The organism is Castellaniella sp. (assembly GCF_034675905.1).
GTDB lineage: Bacteria > Pseudomonadota > Gammaproteobacteria > Burkholderiales > Burkholderiaceae_B > Castellaniella.
The window spans coordinates 491,224-506,757 of the sequence record NZ_JAUCCV010000002.1 but is presented as its reverse complement, the minus strand read 5'-3'; the positions used below and the strand labels follow the sequence as shown (position 1 = coordinate 506,757).

Below are 15,534 nucleotides of genomic sequence, written 5' to 3'. Positions count from 1 at the left end.
AGCAGTCATGGCTGAGTTTTTTCATCTGGTGCTGAACATTGACCAGTCTCTGGGTATCTGGGTCGCACAGTATGGCGCCTGGATCTATCTGATCCTGGCCCTGATCATTTTCGGCGAGACCGGGCTGATCGTGTTGCCCTTTTCTGCCGGGGGATTCGCTGCTGTTCATCGCCGGGGCCTTTGGCGCCACCGGCCAGTTAGACCCGGTGCTGATGGGGGGCATTCTGATCGCGGCAGCTATCTTGGGCAATACGGTCAATTATTCTGTAGGCCGTTACATCGGCCCCAAGGTCTTTTCACGCGACTATCGCTTTCTGGATCGCAAGGCCTTGCTGAAAACCCATGCCTTTTATGAAAAGCATGGCGGCAAAACCATCATCCTGTCGCGCTTTCTACCGTTGTTTCGCACCTTTGCGCCGTTCGTGGCCGGGGTGGCCGGCATGCGCCTGTTCATGTTTCAGCTATACAACATCATCGGCGCCGTCGTCTGGATCGCCGGCCTGATCACGCTGGGTTATTTTTTCGGCAACGTCCCTATCGTGCGGGAACACCTGAACACCATCGTCCTGATCGGCATCGCCGCCGCCGCCGTGCCGGCGCTGGCCGGCGTTTTGTGGAAGCTGCTGCGCCGCAAGGCATCCGGCGACGCCTGATCTGAACGTGCAGCAGGTTAGACGGCGCGGATTTCGTCCAACAGGCCGGGATGTCGGTCCAGCAATTTGAATAGCTGGACCAAGGCCAGCGGCGGTCGGGTTTTGCCGCTTTCGTAGCGGGAAAAAGCATTGACGCCGCCTCCGAAAAGCCGGGCAGCCTCGTTTTGACCAAGCCCCAGTTTTTTTCGGACGGTCGTGATGAATATTGGGTCCACCAAGGACGCATTCACTTGTTTGGAAAATGCCTGCATCTCATGCATGACGCGACGGGATTCTGCAGCATCCAGGATGGATTCCCCGCAGGCGGCGCAAAAATCCCCGGTCACGGCGGAAATGACTGTCGTGTGAGTTTTGTAGGTATATGGCTGGTCGCGCGTGTCGTGCGACAGACTTTTTTCACCACAGACTGGACAGATTTTCATGTTCAGCGTTCCTTAAAAGACACGATCAGCACGTCATCGATCACTGTCAGTTTCAGGTAGATGGAACCGTACGATGTGACAGGGCAGTACACATCCTGCCAAATTGAATGGTCTGCATGAGTGGTCATGCTCTTGTAAAAATCCCTGATGGTCAGGCTCATTAGCACATCCAGCATGCTGGAAAAGCTCAGGCCCAGTTCGTTGGCGCCGATGCGCGCCGAATGCGTGGTGCGAACTTTGCCCGCTGCGAGCAGATGCTTGACTCTGGACAGTCGACAATGAGGAGTACCCTTTTCCATTAATTATAACCTAGTTGGTTAATTTAAGCGCTTACTTGGTGCAAGCGCCCCGGAGGGGTTCATTGTCGGCAGCCGAAGGCTGCGTGAGCAGACCGGCAATCCCTAGGGGATGAAAAAGTCGTATTGCGGGCAGGGTAGGGCGCGAAGCCACCCCGAAGGTGGCTGCAGGGTTGCCGAATTACGCCCGTCGCGCCAGTGCCGGGTTGGCGGCGAAATAATCGCGCACGCCGCCCAGGACGGCGGCGGCGATCTTTTGCTGGTGCGCGGGGGTGCGCAGCAAGGATTCTTCTTCGGGATTGCTGATGAAGGCAGTTTCGATCAGGATGGATGGGATGTCGGGGGCCTTCAGCACAGCGAAGCCGGCGCGCTCGATGCGGTTCTTGTGCAGGCGGTTGATCTTGCCGATTTCCTGCAGCACCTGGGTGCCGACTTTGATCGAATCATTGATCTGCGCCCCGGTGGACAGGTCCAGCAGCACCTTGGCGACCTGGGCATTGTGCGAACCCAGGTTTACCCCGCCGATCAGGTCGGCGTCGTTTTCCTTTTTGGCCAACCAGCGGGCGGCGGAACTGGTCGCCCCGTGTTCCGACAGCGCCCAGACCGAAGAGCCCCGGGCGGACGGCTTGATCCAGGCGTCGGCGTGAATCGAGATGAACAGATCGGCCTGCACCCGGCGGGCCTTTTGCACCCGCACGTTCAGCGGCACAAAATAATCCCGGTCGCGGGTCAGGTAGGCCCGCATATTGGGCTGGGCGTCGATCAGTTTTTTCAGGCGCTGCGCGATCTGCAGGACGATGTCTTTTTCGCGGGTACCGCGTTTGCCGATGGCGCCGGGATCCTCGCCGCCATGTCCGGGGTCCAGAGCGATCAGGATGGGACGATCACGGCGCCCGCCGGGCGCGGGCTTGGGCGGGACCACCTCCGCGGGCGGCGGTTTCTGTTGTGCCAGCGGGGGGAGTTTTTGCCCTTCGACCGAGGGAATCGGCGCTTCCGATGGGCTGTTCTGGGCCAGGCTTTCCAGGATGCCGGCCAGCGGATCGTTCTGGGCGTCCTTCAGCAGGGCCATCAGCGGGTCCTGGGCGATTTTCGGGTACAGGTCCAGCACCAGGCGATATTTGTATTCCCCGATGGGCTTCAGGGTAAAGACCTGCGGGGCCACATCCTGCTTCAGGTCAAAGACCAGCCGTACCACGTTGGGGCGGTTCTGGCCGACGCGCACGGTGCTGATGTAGGGGTCGTTGGGTTTGATCTTGGACACCAGATCACTGATGGCGGCATCCATCTGCAGGCCTTCGATATCCACTACCAGGCGGTGCGGATGATCCAGCATGAACTGTTCGGCCTTCAGTTCCGTGTCCATTTCCAGCGTGACGCGGGTGTATTCGTCCGCCGGCCAGGTCCGCACGGCCAGAATGGTGGCGGCATGCGCCAGCCGGGGAATGACGGGCAGCAGCAGCAGCGTGCAACCGCCAGCGATCAGCTTGCGCCGCAGGGGAACCGGGGCGGTATTCATCGGTGCGATGGGGTCAGGTGCGTCAGCCATAGCTGTCCTTTATCGCTGCAGGCGCTTAACCATGCGCGTCGGCCGGTCCCGGCGTATTCCAGCAGAATGTCCAGATCCGGAGGGGGGTAAACGAGTGCCGGCCTGTTCAGGCCATTCGATCAGGACGACTGCCTGCTCTGCCAACAGTTCGTCAAACCCCGCATCCCGCCATTCGTGCGCATCGCTAAATCTATAGAAATCAAAGTGATAGAAGTATAAGTTAGAAACGTTATAGCTTTCAAGCAAGGCGTAGCTGGGGCTTTTGATGCGCCCCGTCACGCCGCCCGCTCGCAGGAACGCCCGTGCCAGGCTGGTTTTGCCCGCGCCCAGTTCCCCGCGCAGGTGGATGCGCCCGCCGGCGGATAGCGATTCAGGGGCATGTCCGCAGACCAGGGCCGCCAGGCGTTGCGCCAGGGCCACAGTCGCGTCTTCGTCCGGCAGGGGCCATTCGATGGGGGGCAGGGGAAATGTCATGTTGTTCAGGCGTTTCGATCCGTGGGGCATTGTATGTCGGCAGCGCTGCCATCATGGGGCGACGTGTCTGCTGGGCGTGAATCTCTGTTTACCCCGCCAGCCCCAGCCATACCGGCAGCGTCACCGCCGACAGCAGCGTCCCCAGCGACATCGTGACCGCCACCAGCCGCCCGTCGCCGCCCATGCGGGCGGCCAGCACGTGCGCGGCGGACGAGGTCGGCACGGCGGAAAACAGCAGCAGCACCAGGCGTTCCTGGGCGGGCAGGTCCAGCATCCAGGCCAGCGCCAGCGTCCATAGCGGCAGCAGGATCAGCTTGGCCGTGATCATCCAGGCCATCAGCGGCGCATGCTGGCGTCCCCCCCTCCAGCGACAACGTCGCCCCCACGCACAGCAGCCCCAGCGCGATGGCGCAGGACCCCAGCCGCCCCAGGGCGACGTCCGCCAGGTGTGGAATCGGCATCTGCAGAAAATTGCAGGCCAGGGCCGCCAGCGTCGCCAGGATAAAAGGATTGCGCGCCATTTCATTCAGCGCCCGCCCGCCGTTGCGGCTGGCCAGGGCGTGCACCGCCCCCACATTACTGATGGGCACCGCAAAACCCAGAATCACGGCCATCGTCGCCTGGGCTTGGTCCCAACCCAGGCTGGCCGCCAACGACAGCGCCAGATAACTATTGAAGCGAAACGCGCATTGCGCCGTCGCCGCATGCGCTCCGGCATCCGGGCGCACCGCCAGGCGCCCCAGCCAGGCCAGTGCGATGCCGCCCAGCATGACGCCCATGGTGGCCGCCAGCAGCACCGTCGTGCTGCCCAGCGCCATCGGCGCCTGGGTGATCGAATGAAACAGCAGCGCCGGAAACAGCACGAAATACACCAGCTTTTCCGCCTGTGCGAAAAAGTGCCGGTCGAATCCAAAACGGTGCAGCAGCAGCCATCCCAGGGCAATCAGCAGGAAATCGGGCAGGATCAGCAGAATCACGGACATGGCTGGGGACACCTGAGGGCGGGGTATGGCGCAGGTCATTGGCGAGACGTCAGCGGGGGTGGGGCGCATTGTAGGGTGCAGCTTGCTCTGCTGTGATGAACAACGCTAAACGTCGCGGTGCGAACGGGGCGGTGAGAGTTTTCCCTCAGGTGGCAAAACTGGAGCCAAACCGGCGGGCTGAATTAGCGAGCCAGGGTTGTCCTTGTCGTAGATACTTTCTGAGTGTGAGGTGAGATATAAGCTCCGAAAAATATAGCACTGAGTGCTATAATTTAAAAAGGCAGGTGGTATGAGCAATGAGTCGGCGGTCTCACTCGATTCTTCAAGACCAAAACATTCACCAAACTCGCCGCCAAGGCCCGGATTCCGGATGTGGAATTATTCCGGGCAGGCGCTCGATCTGGCTCTGGGGAAGGGGGACAACTTGGGTGGAAATGTGTGGAAGAAGCGGCTTAACAAGAACATGCACCGCAGTGTTGTTATTCGGAAAGCGGTGGGTTGGTGGTTTTTCTTTTACTTGTATGCAAAGAATGCCCGTGACAAATTATTGATCAGGCCGAGGTGACAGGCTTCAAGCTGTTGGCTGCCCAGTATGCAGCGATGAGCGAGGAGCAGCTCCGTGAGCTGCTCACGATGCAAAGGAAATTCTGGAGATCGTTGGCGATGACGACCAAACCCCAATTCAAAAGTGACGCGTTTGAAGCAATTCATAGCGCGGCCACAGGCCTACAACGATCTGGTGTGGTCAGCCAGCAGACCATGCGGGAATTCGACGAGATGTGCCTTGCTGCAAGGCGCCACGCTTTGATGCCAAGGCCATCACGAAGCTGCGGCATTCCGTAAAAGGTCAGCCAGCCTGTTTTTGCTCGAGTATCTGAACACAAGCACGTCGACCGTGCAGAAGTGGGAAAGCGGAGCCAAGCAGCCTAGCGGAACTGCCGCTCGCTTGTTGCAAGTTGTTCAGAAACATGGCTTGGATGTGCTTGTTTAGAGGTGATTCGAAAGATCCCTTCCGGACGGCTTGTTGTGGATCTGCAACGCCTTTCCCAGGAAACTGAGGCCTTTCCCCTGCTGGGCATGGCATTCATCCGGAAATTTTGATGCAATACCAACAACTTCCCTTCGCGGAGTTAGAAAGAGCAGCAGCAAAAGGATGTTGTTGGCCTGCTCTGATTCACACAAATCTACGGAGATTTCTTACATGAAAAAGACTCTGCTCGCTGCTGCTCTGCTGGCCGGTTTCGCTACCGCTGGCGTTGCTCAAGCAGAAACGTCCGTGACGCTGTACGGTATCCTGGACACCGGCTACGGCTACAGCCAATACAAATACAGCCACACTGATGCGGCTGGTAACAGCTACAACGCCAAGGCGACTTCGTCTGGCATCCGTGATGGCTTCCTCAGCGGCAACCGCTTCGGCCTGAAGGGTTCCGAAGACCTGGGCGATGGCCTGCGCGCCATCTTCGTGCTGGAGCAAGGCTTCAACATTGGTACCGCTAAGCCTGCTGACAAGGATCGTCAATTCAACCGTCAGGCCTTTGTCGGTCTGGCCAGCGACAGCTGGGGTACCTTCACGATGGGTCGCCAGTACAACTTCGGTGATGGCTACCACGACGCCAGCTTCGGCAGCAGCTTCGGCGATACGGACAAGGCCTTCGGTGCCAAGTCCGTCCGCGTCGACCAGATGTTCAAATATGAAACCCCGAACTTCGCGGGCTTCCAGGCCGGTATCGGCTATGGCACCAACGGCCAGTCGGCGGTGAAGCGTGCCAGCTTCAATGGCGTGGCCAACACTGCGGTTGCTGGGGATGATCGTGCCAACTATCTGACCGTCGGCCTGAAGTACGCCAATGGTCCGATTTTTGCCGGTGCGACTTATGATCGCCAAGGTTCCAGCGGCCAGGACCAGTTCGCCTACGATCCCACGAACGTGAACGCTAATGCCCTCGGTCTCGTCGGTTCCCATTATAACGTCACCAACTGGATGATCAGCGGCGGCTACGACTTCGAAGTCGTCAAGCTGGGTCTGGGCTATGGTCAGGATCGCAACGGCAAGTTGAACGGCATGGCTGGGTGAGTGGGGCGGGTACCGCTGGCAATGGCTCGGCTCGAGGTGTCGGCACATTGACGGATGAACTTCAAGTCGCACAATTACTACGTCGGTCTGTCCGCTCCTCTGGGCGGCGGTACGGCTGTGGTGACCTGGACGCGCTCTTCTTCCAATCTGGATGAACGTGTTCGACGATAAAAACAACAGCACCTTCAAGACGCAGAACATCTATTCTGCTAAAAGTACACCTATACCCGCTGTCCAAGCGCACTGACGTGTATGCCTACGGCGCCTACGGCACCGGCGTGGCCTACCTGGACGGTATGAAGGCCAAGGAAGCTGGTATCGGTATGCGTCACAAGTTCTAATCGCCACGCGTGGCTTGTCCACGCTGCGATGCAGCCCGGCTTGCCGGGTTGTTCGGAACTTTGCCGGGGGGCTTCGGTCCCCGGCAACAAGAAAGCCACCTTCGGGTGGCTTTCTTGCGTCTGCCTCAAAGCCCTCACACCCCACCCCAACACACGACCACCCCCCCCCCGACGCAGTGGCAGCCCCCCAAAAAACAAAAACAAATCGGAAGGACGAAGGCGCTCGATGTGCGGACATCAGCAGATGGTATGAATAAAGCCCATGGCGATCAGGCCGAGAGCCGTGGGTGACTCGTCTCATTTTCCATTCACCCATCACCAACAACCCAGAGCCGCATCCCTAATCTGCGCCTGCCGGCGACATGGCTATGCGTCAGCCGCCCACCAGGGGCACCCCCCCGACGCCATGCTGCCGGATTCCGATGTCATGCGCCACAAGCATCCGTAGGCCTTGGCTGGCCTGTCCTTCCCTTCTTTTGCCCCGTTTCAGGCTTCTGAAAGCCTTTCCGTGCTTAGCTGAATTGACTCCGGTCAATTGTGTTTCAGCTTCGGGTTTTCCCGGCGACAGTGCTTGTCGAAATGCTACAATCCCGTAGTTTGATCTTCTGGAGCAGGGGCCCTTCATGAATCTGGAACAGTACTTTCCTGTGCTGCTTTTCATCATCGTCGCCACCTTGATCGGCGCGGCCCTGCTGGCCGCGGGGCGTTTGCTGGGCCGCAACGTGCCCGACGCTGAAAAGCTGTCCGTCTACGAATGCGGCTTTGAATCCTTTGGCGATTCGCGCATGAAATTCGACGTGCGCTACTACCTGGTGGCGATCCTGTTCATCATGTTCGACCTGGAAATCGCCTTTCTGTTCCCCTGGGCCATGGCTAATGGCACGGTCGGCATGGTGGGGTTCTGGGCGGTGGCGATCTTCCTGGGCATCCTGACGGTGGGCTTCATCTACGAATGGCGCCGCGGCGCCCTGGACTGGGAATAATTGGGGGTGAGCAAAATGGCTGTTGAAGGCGTCATGGAAAAAGGCTTCATGACCACCAGTGCGGATAAATTCCTGAACTGGGCAAAGACGGGTTCGCTGTGGCCGATGACCTTCGGTCTGGCCTGCTGTGCGGTCGAAATGATGCATGCAGGCGCGGCGCGCTATGACCTGGACCAATTCGGCATCATCTTCCGGCCCAGCCCGCGCCAGTCCGATCTGATGATCGTGGCCGGCACGCTGTGCAACAAGATGGCGCCGGCGCTGCGCAAGGTCTACGACCAGATGCCGGAACCGCGCTGGGTCGTGTCCATGGGGTCCTGTGCCAATGGCGGTGGTTACTACCACTATTCTTATTCGGTGGTGCGCGGCTGCGACCGTATCGTGCCGGTGGATGTGTACGTGCCGGGCTGTCCGCCCACGGCGGAAGCCCTGGTCTACGGTCTGCTGCAGATGCAAAACAAGATCCGCCTGACCAACACCATTGCGCGATAGCGTGGGGCGTCAGGCAGGGCTTGCCGGTGCGCCGGCGCGGGCCCTTCTGGCGTACTTCCAATCTGCTTCGAATCCGACGATCTGCATATGACACGGCTACAGACCTTAGAAACCAATTTGCGCAATGTGCTGGGCGATTCCGTCAATCTGACCGAATCGCTGGGCGAACTGACGCTGCAGCTGCCTCAGGCCGCCTGGGCGGATGCCTGCCGCACGCTGCGCGATCACGCCAGCCTGCGTTTTGAATCCTGTATGGACCTGTGCGGGGTGGATTATTCCGCCTGGAAGGCCCCCACGTATTCCGCGGATCACAGCCACACCCATCCGCACCGTTTTGCAGTGGTCATCCATCTGCTGTCGGTGACGCACAACTGGCGTCTGCGGGTGCGCCTGTACGCCGAACACGACGAATTCCCGGTCGTGGCGTCTTTGGTGGACGTCTGGCCCGCCGTCAACTGGTTCGAGCGCGAAGCCTTCGACCTGTACGGCATCGTCTTCGAAGGCCACCCCGACTTGCGCCGCATCCTGACGGACTACGGTTTTATCGGCCACCCCTTCCGCAAGGACTTCCCGATTTCCGGGCACGTGGAAATGCGTTACGACGCCGAACAGAAACGCGTCGTCTACCAGCCCGTCACGATCGAGCCCCGCGAAATCACCCCCCGCGTGGTGCGGGAAGACCACTACGGCATTGAACGGTACTGACATGGCAGAAATCCAGAACTACAACCTGAACTTCGGCCCGCAGCACCCGGCCGCGCACGGGGTGCTGCGCCTGGTGCTGGAACTGGACGGCGAAGTCGTCCAGCGCGCCGACCCGCACATCGGCCTGTTGCACCGGGCCACCGAAAAGTTGGCGGAACACCGCACTTACCTGCAGGCGCTGCCATACATGGACCGTCTGGACTACGTGTCCATGATGTGCAACGAACACGCCTACTGTCTGGCGGTCGAAAAGCTGCTGGGCATCCAGGTGCCGGAACGCGGGCAGTACATCCGCGTGATGTTCGACGAAATCACCCGCATCCTGAACCACTTGATGTCGCTGGGTTCGCATGCGCTGGACGTGGGCGCCATGGCGGTGTTCCTGTATGCCTTCCGCGAACGCGAAGACCTGATGGACTGCTACGAAGCAGTATCCGGCGCGCGCATGCATGCGGCCTATTACCGGCCCGGCGGCGTGTACCGCGATCTGCCCGACACCATGCCGCAGTACAAGGGTTCCAAATACCGTTCCGACAAGGAACTGCGGGCCATGAACGATGCGCGTTCGGGCTCGATGCTGGATTTCATCGAGGACTTCACCAATCGCTTCCCCGCCTGCGTGGACGAATACGAAGTCCTGCTGACCGAAAACCGCATCTGGAAGCAGCGCCTGGTGGACATCGGCGTCGTATCGCCCGAACGCGCCCTGGCGCTGGGCTTTACCGGCCCCATGCTGCGCGGCTCCGGCATCGAATGGGACCTGCGCAAAAAGCAGCCCTACGAGGTCTACGACAAGATGGATTTCGATATCCCCGTGGGCAAAAATGGCGATTGCTACGACCGCTATCTGTGCCGCATCGAGGAAATGCGCCAGTCCAACCGCATTATCCGCCAGTGCATCGAATGGCTGCGCAACAATCCCGGTCCTGTGATCACCGGCAACCACAAGGTTGCCCCGCCCACGCGCGAACACATGAAGACCGGCATGGAAGACATGATCCACCACTTCAAGCTCTTTACCGAAGGCATGCACGTGCCCGAAGGCGAAGCCTACGCTGCGGTGGAACACCCCAAGGGTGAATTCGGGATCTATCTGGTGTCGGACGGGGCCAACAAGCCTTACCGCATGAAGATCCGCGCACCGGGCTTTGCCCACCTGCACGCTCTGGAAGAAATGTCCAAGGGCCACATGATTTCCGACGTGGTGACCATCATCGGCACCCAGGACATCGTGTTTGGCGAAATCGACCGCTAGCCGCCCGGGACACCATAGGACTATGACGATGCTGCTTTCCGAACAAGCCTACCGGGACATTGACCGGGAAATCTCCAAATATCCGGCGGATCAGAAACGATCCGCCGTGATGGCCGCCTTGACCATCGCCCAGACCGAAAAGGGCTGGACCTCGCCCGAGGTCATCCGCGACGTGGCCGCCTACCTGGATATGCCGCCGATTGCGGTCCAGGAAATCGCGACCTTCTATGCCATGTACAACACTCAGCAGCCGGGGCGCTACACCCTGACCATCTGCACCAATCTGCCCTGTGCCTTGCAGGGCAGTGCGCAGGCGGCTGAATACCTGAAAGAAAAGCTGGGCGTCAATTTTCACGAGACCACGCCCGACGGCATGTTCACCCTGCTGGAAGGCGAATGCATGGGCGCTTGCGGCGATGCGCCGGTGGTGATCGCCAACGACAAGCACATGTGCTGCCGCATGCAGCCCGAAAAGATCGACGCCCTGATCCGTGAACTGAAGGAGTCGGCATGAGCGCCCTGGATGTGTTGCAGAAATATGGCACGGATGCGCTGAATCCGATGCTGGGCGACGATGCCGCCCGCAGCATGATTTTTCATGGCCGTCACATCCAGCCGCACCTGCTGGCGGGCCTGGACGGCAATAATTGGGGCATCCAGGATTACATCGCCCGGGGCGGCTATGAATCCCTGAAAAAGATCCTGACCACCGGCATGACGCCGGACGACGTGATTGCCGAACTGAAGGCCTCCAGCCTGCGCGGCCGCGGCGGCGCAGGATTCCCCACGGGCCTGAAATGGTCCTTCATGCCGCGCAATCTGCCGGGCCAGAAATACGTGGTCTGCAATTCCGACGAAGGCGAACCGGGTACCTTCAAAGACCGCGATCTGCTGCGCTACAACCCGCATGCGGTGATCGAAGGCATGATCATCGGCGGTTTCGCCATGGGCTCGTCCGTGGGCTACAACTATATCCACGGCGAAATCTTCCAGGTCTACAACCGCTTTGAAGAAGCCCTGGAACAGGCCCGCCAGGCGGGGTTCCTGGGCGACAACATCCTGGGTTCGGGGTTTTCCTTCCAGTTGCATGCGCACCACGGTTTTGGCGCCTACATCTGCGGCGAAGAAACCGCGCTGCTGGAATCGCTGGAAGGCAAAAAAGGTCAGCCGCGCTTCAAGCCGCCGTTCCCCGCCAGCTTCGGCTTGTACGGCAAGCCCACCACCGTCAACAACACGGAAACCTTTGCGGCAGTGCCCTTTGTGTTTCAGATGGGCGCTCAGGCCTACCTGGAACTGGGCATCGAAAAGGCCGGCGGGACCAAGATTTTTTCGGTGTCCGGCGACGTCGAATTGCCCGGCAACTACGAAATTCCGCTGGGCACGCCGTTTGCCAAACTGCTGGAGCTGGCCGGCGGCATGAAGGGCGGGCGCAAGCTGAAAGCCGTCATCCCCGGGGGTTCCTCGTCGCCGGTGCTGCCGGCCGACATCATGATGAACACCAATATGGATTACGACTCGATCGCCAAGGCCGGGTCCATGCTGGGGTCGGGCGCGGTCATTGTCATGGACGAGACCCGCTGCATGGTCAAATCGCTGATGCGCCTGTCGTACTTCTACATGGAAGAATCCTGCGGCCAGTGCACGCCGTGCCGCGAAGGCACGGGCTGGTTGTACCGCATGATGCAGCGCATGGAAAACGGCCAGGGCACGATGGATGACATCGATACCCTGGATTCGGTGGCGCACAACATGATGGGCCGCACGATTTGCGCCCTGGCCGACGCCGCCGCCATGCCGGTACGCAGCTTCATCAAGCATTTCCGCGACGAATTCGTCCACCACGTCGACCACAAGGATTGTGTGGTCGCCAAGTATCTGTAGGGTCAGGACACGCCATGGTAGAACTCACCATCGACGGGCTGAAGGTTCAAGCCGAAGCAGGCAGCATGGTCATCCAGGCTGCCCATTCGGCGGGGCTGTATATCCCGCATTTCTGCTATCACAAGAAACTCAGCATTGCCGCCAACTGCCGCATGTGTCTGGTCGAGGTCGAAAAGGCCCCGAAACAACTGCCGGCCTGCGCGACGCCCGTGACCGACGGCATGGTGGTGCACACCCGCTCGCCCAAGGCCGTCGAGGCCCAGCGCGCTGTCATGGAATTCCTGCTGATCAATCACCCCCTGGATTGCCCCGTGTGCGATCAGGGCGGCGAATGCCAGCTGCAGGATCTGGCCATGGGGTACGGTGAATCCGCCTCGCGCTACAAGGAAACCAAGCGCGTGGTCTTTCATAAGCCCATGGGTCCGCTGATTTCGGCTGAACAGATGCAGCGCTGCATCCACTGCACCCGTTGCGTGCGTGTCGGCCAGGAAATCGGCGGCATCATGGAAATCGGCATGCTCAACCGGGGTGAATTCTCTGAAATCACCACCTTCGTGGGCGAGGCCGTCGAATCCGAACTGTCCGGCAACATGATCGACGTCTGTCCGGTCGGGGCCTTGTTGTCCAAACCTTTCATGATGGGCGCGCGCACTTGGGAACTGGCCCGTCGCCGTTCGGTCAGCCCGCATGACAGCGTGGGCGCCAATCTGGTCGTGCAGACCAAGATGGATCGTGTGCTGCGCGTGGTGCCGTTTGAAAACGAACCCGTCAACGAATGCTGGATCAGCGACCGCGACCGCTTTTCCTATGCCGGCCTGTACGTCGAAGACCGCCTGCAGCACCCCATGGTGCGCGGCTGCGACGGCCAGTGGCACGAAGCCTCCTGGACGGATGCGCTGCAATCGGTCGTCACCGGCCTGAATCAGGTGCGCGAAGACGGCGGTGCGACGCAGATCGGCGCGCTGGCGACCGATACTGCGACGCTCGAAGAGCTGACCCTGTTGGCGCGGCTGACGCGTGCGCTGGGTTCCGACAATATCGACTTCCGCCTGCGCGGCGATGGCGCAGCCCTGGATGCGGTGCGCAGCGGCGCGCCTTGGCTGGGCATGCCGATTGCCGATCTGAATACGCTGGATCGCACGCTGGTGATCGGCTCCTTCCTGCGCAAGGACCATCCCCTGATGGCGCAGCGTCTGCGCCAGGCGGCCAAGCACGGCATGCAGCTGTCCCTGGTGGACAGCGTGGCGGCCGATCCGCTGGCGCCGGTCACGGGCCGTCTGACGGTCAAGCCGTCCGCCATGGTCCAGGCTCTGGGCGAAATCGCCGTGGCGCTGGCCGGATTGAAATCGCAGCCGACGCCTGCCGGTCTGACCGGCGTGCAGCCGGGCGAGGCTGCCCAGGCGATTGCCGACAGCTTGGCGTCGGGCGAACGGGTGGCGGTGTTCCTGGGTAATCTGGCCGTGTCCGACGATCAGGTCGCGCTGCTGGCGGCCAACGCTCAGGCGATTGCGCAGCTGGCTGGCGGCCGTTTCGGCTTCCTGACCCCCGGCGGTAATACGGTGGGCGGTTATCTGGCCGGCGCCGTGCCGGCGGATGGCGGTCTGGATGCCCGCGGCATGCTGGGCGGCGATCCCCTGAAAGCCTATCTGGTGTTGCAAGCCGAACCGCGCCTGGACAGCGATCTGGGCGAACGCGCCGTGCGCGCCCTGCAGGGTTCGGGGATGGCGGTGGCCTTCACGGCTTTCCGTTCCGCTGCCGAGGACTGGGCCGATGTGATGTTGCCCATCGCGCCGTTTACCGAAACCTCCGGTTCCTTCGTCAATGCCGAAGGCCGGGTGCAAAGCTTCAAGGGCGTGGCCGCGCCAGTGGGGGATACCCGCCCGGCCTGGAAGGTCCTGCGCGTGCTGGGCAATCTGCTGAACCTGCCGGGCTTTGACGACGAGACCTCCGAATCCGTGCGCGATACGGTGATGGTGGGCGGCGTTGATGGCCGTCTGTCCAACGAGATCCGTCTGGCGCCCGGCACGGCAGCGCCGACGGGCGATCTGGAACGCGTCGCCGAACTGCCCATCTATCGCACGGACGCTTTGGTGCGCCGCTCGCAGCCGTTGCAGGAACACGTCAGTTCCGCGCCGCCGCAGGCAGCGGCCAATGCCGCTACGTTGCAGTCCCTGGGCGTGTCGGCAGGAGACGCCGTGCGCGTGTCCACCGCCCATGGCGCGGCAGACCTGACCGTGGCGCTGGACGATACCGTGGCCGATGGCGCCGTGCGGGTCGCCGGCGCCTTTGAACAGACCGCCGCCCTGGGCATGGGCTCGGGCGCCATCCAGCTGGAGCGACGCTAAATGGACTGGTTGAATATCCTGAACGCCTACGGCACGAGCCTGATCGGTGAAACGCCCTGGCTTGTGGTCTGGACCCTGGTCAAGATCGTGATCATTGCCGTCCCCATCATTTTGTGCGTGGCCTACCTGACGTACTGGGAACGCAAGATGATCGGCTTCATGCACGTACGCCTGGGGCCCAATCGCGTGGGTTATCGCGGTTTGCTGCAGCCTTTCGCCGACGTGTTCAAGCTGCTGACCAAAGAACTGATCGTGCCGTCCAAGGCCAATCCGGTGCTGTACATCCTGGCTCCGGTGGTCACGCTGACGCCGGCGCTGGCGGCCTGGGCCGTGATTCCGTTTCAGCCTGATGTCGTGCTGGCCAATATCAATGCCGGACTGCTGTTCATCATGGCGATCACCTCGGTGGGTGTCTATGGCGTGATCGTGGCCGGCTGGGCGTCGAACTCCAAATATGCGCTGCTGTCGGCGCTGCGGGCGTCGGCGCAGATGGTGTCCTACGAACTGGCCGTCGGCTTCGTCATGGTCACGGTGCTGCTGGTGTCAGGCACGCTGAATCTGTCGGGCATCGTCCAGGGGCAGGGCGCGGGCTGGTTCGCCGATCACGGCGTCGGGATTCTGTCCTGGAACTGGTTGCCGCTGTTGCCGCTGTTCATCATCTACATCATCGCTTCGGTGGCGGAAACCAACCGCCACCCCTTCGACATGGCCGAGTGCGAATCGGAAATCGTCGCGGGTCACATGGTCGAATATTCGGGGATGGGTTTCGCCCTGTTCTTCCTGGGCGAATACGCCAACATGATTCTGCTGTCAGCCATGGCGGCGGTCATGTTCCTGGGCGGCTGGCTGCCGCCGCTGGATTTTGCGCCGTTCACCTGGGTTCCGGGTTGGATCTGGCTGGGCCTGAAGACTTTCTTCGTGGTTTCTCTGTTCATCTGGTTCCGCGCCACCTTCCCGCGCTACCGCTATGACCAGATCATGCGTTTGGGCTGGAAGGTCTTCATCCCCCTGACGGGGGTGTGGCTGGTGATCGTGGCGATCTGGATGCAGACGCCCTGGAACATCTGGCAGTAAGGGGTAC

General features: G+C 60.9%; 15 protein-coding genes and 2 pseudogenes. 12 read left to right on the top strand and 5 right to left on the bottom strand.

Features of this window, described 5'->3' with window-relative positions; all coding sequences use genetic code 11:
- The first annotated feature begins 7 nt into the window (after window positions 1–7).
- Window positions 8–653 (top strand): annotated as a pseudogene (locus tag VDP79_RS03530) (VTT domain-containing protein).
- Between the two features lie 17 nt (window positions 654–670).
- On the opposite strand, the gene VDP79_RS03525 reads toward VDP79_RS03530, so the two are convergent.
- The 5 genes and pseudogenes from VDP79_RS03525 to VDP79_RS03505 form a co-directional block, all read right to left on the bottom strand.
- Window positions 671–1,075 (bottom strand): type II toxin-antitoxin system MqsA family antitoxin, encoded by a 405-nt coding sequence (locus tag VDP79_RS03525; RefSeq protein ID WP_323016842.1) that lies wholly within the window; start codon window positions 1,073–1,075, stop codon window positions 671–673.
- A 2-nt stretch (window positions 1,076–1,077) separates the two neighbouring features.
- The gene (locus VDP79_RS03520; RefSeq protein ID WP_323016841.1) at window positions 1,078–1,374 is read right to left on the bottom strand and encodes a type II toxin-antitoxin system MqsR family toxin; all 297 of its coding nucleotides are present in this window, start codon (window positions 1,372–1,374) and stop codon (window positions 1,078–1,080) included.
- A 178-nt stretch (window positions 1,375–1,552) separates the two neighbouring features.
- The gene (locus VDP79_RS03515) at window positions 1,553–2,917 is read right to left on the bottom strand and encodes an N-acetylmuramoyl-L-alanine amidase (RefSeq protein ID WP_323016840.1); all 1,365 of its coding nucleotides are present in this window, start codon (window positions 2,915–2,917) and stop codon (window positions 1,553–1,555) included.
- A pseudogene (gene tsaE, locus VDP79_RS03510) lies at window positions 2,884–3,391 on the bottom strand (tRNA (adenosine(37)-N6)-threonylcarbamoyltransferase complex ATPase subunit type 1 TsaE). Before tsaE ends, VDP79_RS03515 begins: the two are co-directional and overlap by 34 nt.
- Before the next feature lie 88 nt (window positions 3,392–3,479).
- Window positions 3,480–3,665 carry a hypothetical protein gene (locus tag VDP79_RS03505; protein ID WP_323017008.1) on the bottom strand — a complete coding sequence of 62 codons (186 nt, stop codon included), beginning with the start codon at window positions 3,663–3,665 and terminating at the stop codon, window positions 3,480–3,482.
- A 398-nt stretch (window positions 3,666–4,063) separates the two neighbouring features.
- Between VDP79_RS03505 and VDP79_RS03500 the strand changes: the two genes are divergently transcribed.
- From VDP79_RS03500 to nuoH, 11 genes are all read left to right on the top strand, one after another.
- Window positions 4,064–4,231 (top strand): hypothetical protein, encoded by a 168-nt coding sequence (locus VDP79_RS03500; RefSeq protein ID WP_323016839.1) that lies wholly within the window; start codon window positions 4,064–4,066, stop codon window positions 4,229–4,231.
- A 432-nt stretch (window positions 4,232–4,663) separates the two neighbouring features.
- A complete protein-coding gene (locus VDP79_RS14870) occupies window positions 4,664–4,939 on the top strand; it encodes a type II toxin-antitoxin system RelE/ParE family toxin (protein ID WP_416233036.1) in 276 nt (91 codons plus the stop codon).
- 636 nt (window positions 4,940–5,575) lie between these two features.
- Window positions 5,576–6,451: a porin gene (locus VDP79_RS03495; RefSeq protein WP_323016838.1), complete on the top strand. Its 876-nt coding sequence runs from the start codon at window positions 5,576–5,578 to the stop codon at window positions 6,449–6,451.
- A gap of 964 nt (window positions 6,452–7,415) precedes the next feature.
- Complete coding sequence (ndhC, locus tag VDP79_RS03490; protein WP_323016837.1) at window positions 7,416–7,775, top strand: NADH-quinone oxidoreductase subunit A; 360 nt, start codon at window positions 7,416–7,418, stop codon at window positions 7,773–7,775.
- 15 nt (window positions 7,776–7,790) lie between these two features.
- A complete protein-coding gene (locus tag VDP79_RS03485) occupies window positions 7,791–8,267 on the top strand; it encodes a NuoB/complex I 20 kDa subunit family protein (RefSeq protein ID WP_066457841.1) in 477 nt (158 codons plus the stop codon).
- Window positions 8,268–8,354: 87 nt separating this feature from the next.
- Window positions 8,355–8,972 (top strand): NADH-quinone oxidoreductase subunit C, encoded by a 618-nt coding sequence (locus VDP79_RS03480; RefSeq protein ID WP_323016836.1) that lies wholly within the window; start codon window positions 8,355–8,357, stop codon window positions 8,970–8,972.
- 1 nt (window position 8,973) lies between these two features.
- Complete coding sequence (locus VDP79_RS03475; protein ID WP_323016835.1) at window positions 8,974–10,227, top strand: NADH-quinone oxidoreductase subunit D; 1,254 nt, start codon at window positions 8,974–8,976, stop codon at window positions 10,225–10,227.
- Window positions 10,228–10,255: 28 nt separating this feature from the next.
- Window positions 10,256–10,741, top strand: a complete 486-nt coding sequence (nuoE, locus tag VDP79_RS03470; RefSeq protein ID WP_323016834.1) for an NADH-quinone oxidoreductase subunit NuoE — start codon at window positions 10,256–10,258, stop codon at window positions 10,739–10,741.
- Window positions 10,742–10,788: 47 nt separating this feature from the next.
- A complete protein-coding gene (nuoF, locus tag VDP79_RS03465; protein ID WP_416233043.1) occupies window positions 10,789–12,108 on the top strand; it encodes an NADH-quinone oxidoreductase subunit NuoF in 1,320 nt (439 codons plus the stop codon).
- A 14-nt stretch (window positions 12,109–12,122) separates the two neighbouring features.
- Window positions 12,123–14,453: an NADH-quinone oxidoreductase subunit NuoG gene (nuoG, locus tag VDP79_RS03460; RefSeq protein ID WP_323016832.1), complete on the top strand. Its 2,331-nt coding sequence runs from the start codon at window positions 12,123–12,125 to the stop codon at window positions 14,451–14,453.
- Window positions 14,454–15,527 carry an NADH-quinone oxidoreductase subunit NuoH gene (nuoH, locus tag VDP79_RS03455; RefSeq protein ID WP_323016831.1) on the top strand — a complete coding sequence of 358 codons (1,074 nt, stop codon included), beginning with the start codon at window positions 14,454–14,456 and terminating at the stop codon, window positions 15,525–15,527.
- Window positions 15,528–15,534: the final 7 nt, after the last annotated feature.

Coding starts and splice junctions, on each gene's coding strand:
- VDP79_RS03525 (WP_323016842.1), bottom strand. CDS start 1,075: ATGAAAATCTGTCCAGTCTGTGGTGAAAAAAGTCTGTCGCACGACACG.
- VDP79_RS03520 (WP_323016841.1), bottom strand. CDS start 1,374: ATGGAAAAGGGTACTCCTCATTGTCGACTGTCCAGAGTCAAGCATCTG.
- VDP79_RS03515 (WP_323016840.1), bottom strand. CDS start 2,917: ATGGCTGACGCACCTGACCCCATCGCACCGATGAATACCGCCCCGGTT.
- VDP79_RS03505 (WP_323017008.1), bottom strand. CDS start 3,665: ATGCTGGACCTGCCCGCCCAGGAACGCCTGGTGCTGCTGCTGTTTTCC.
- VDP79_RS14870 (WP_416233036.1), top strand. CDS start 4,664: ATGAGCAATGAGTCGGCGGTCTCACTCGATTCTTCAAGACCAAAACAT.
- VDP79_RS03495 (WP_323016838.1), top strand. CDS start 5,576: ATGAAAAAGACTCTGCTCGCTGCTGCTCTGCTGGCCGGTTTCGCTACC.
- ndhC (WP_323016837.1), top strand. CDS start 7,416: ATGAATCTGGAACAGTACTTTCCTGTGCTGCTTTTCATCATCGTCGCC.
- VDP79_RS03485 (WP_066457841.1), top strand. CDS start 7,791: ATGGCTGTTGAAGGCGTCATGGAAAAAGGCTTCATGACCACCAGTGCG.
- VDP79_RS03480 (WP_323016836.1), top strand. CDS start 8,355: ATGACACGGCTACAGACCTTAGAAACCAATTTGCGCAATGTGCTGGGC.
- VDP79_RS03475 (WP_323016835.1), top strand. CDS start 8,974: ATGGCAGAAATCCAGAACTACAACCTGAACTTCGGCCCGCAGCACCCG.
- nuoE (WP_323016834.1), top strand. CDS start 10,256: ATGCTGCTTTCCGAACAAGCCTACCGGGACATTGACCGGGAAATCTCC.
- nuoF (WP_416233043.1), top strand. CDS start 10,789: ATGCTGGGCGACGATGCCGCCCGCAGCATGATTTTTCATGGCCGTCAC.
- nuoG (WP_323016832.1), top strand. CDS start 12,123: ATGGTAGAACTCACCATCGACGGGCTGAAGGTTCAAGCCGAAGCAGGC.
- nuoH (WP_323016831.1), top strand. CDS start 14,454: ATGGACTGGTTGAATATCCTGAACGCCTACGGCACGAGCCTGATCGGT.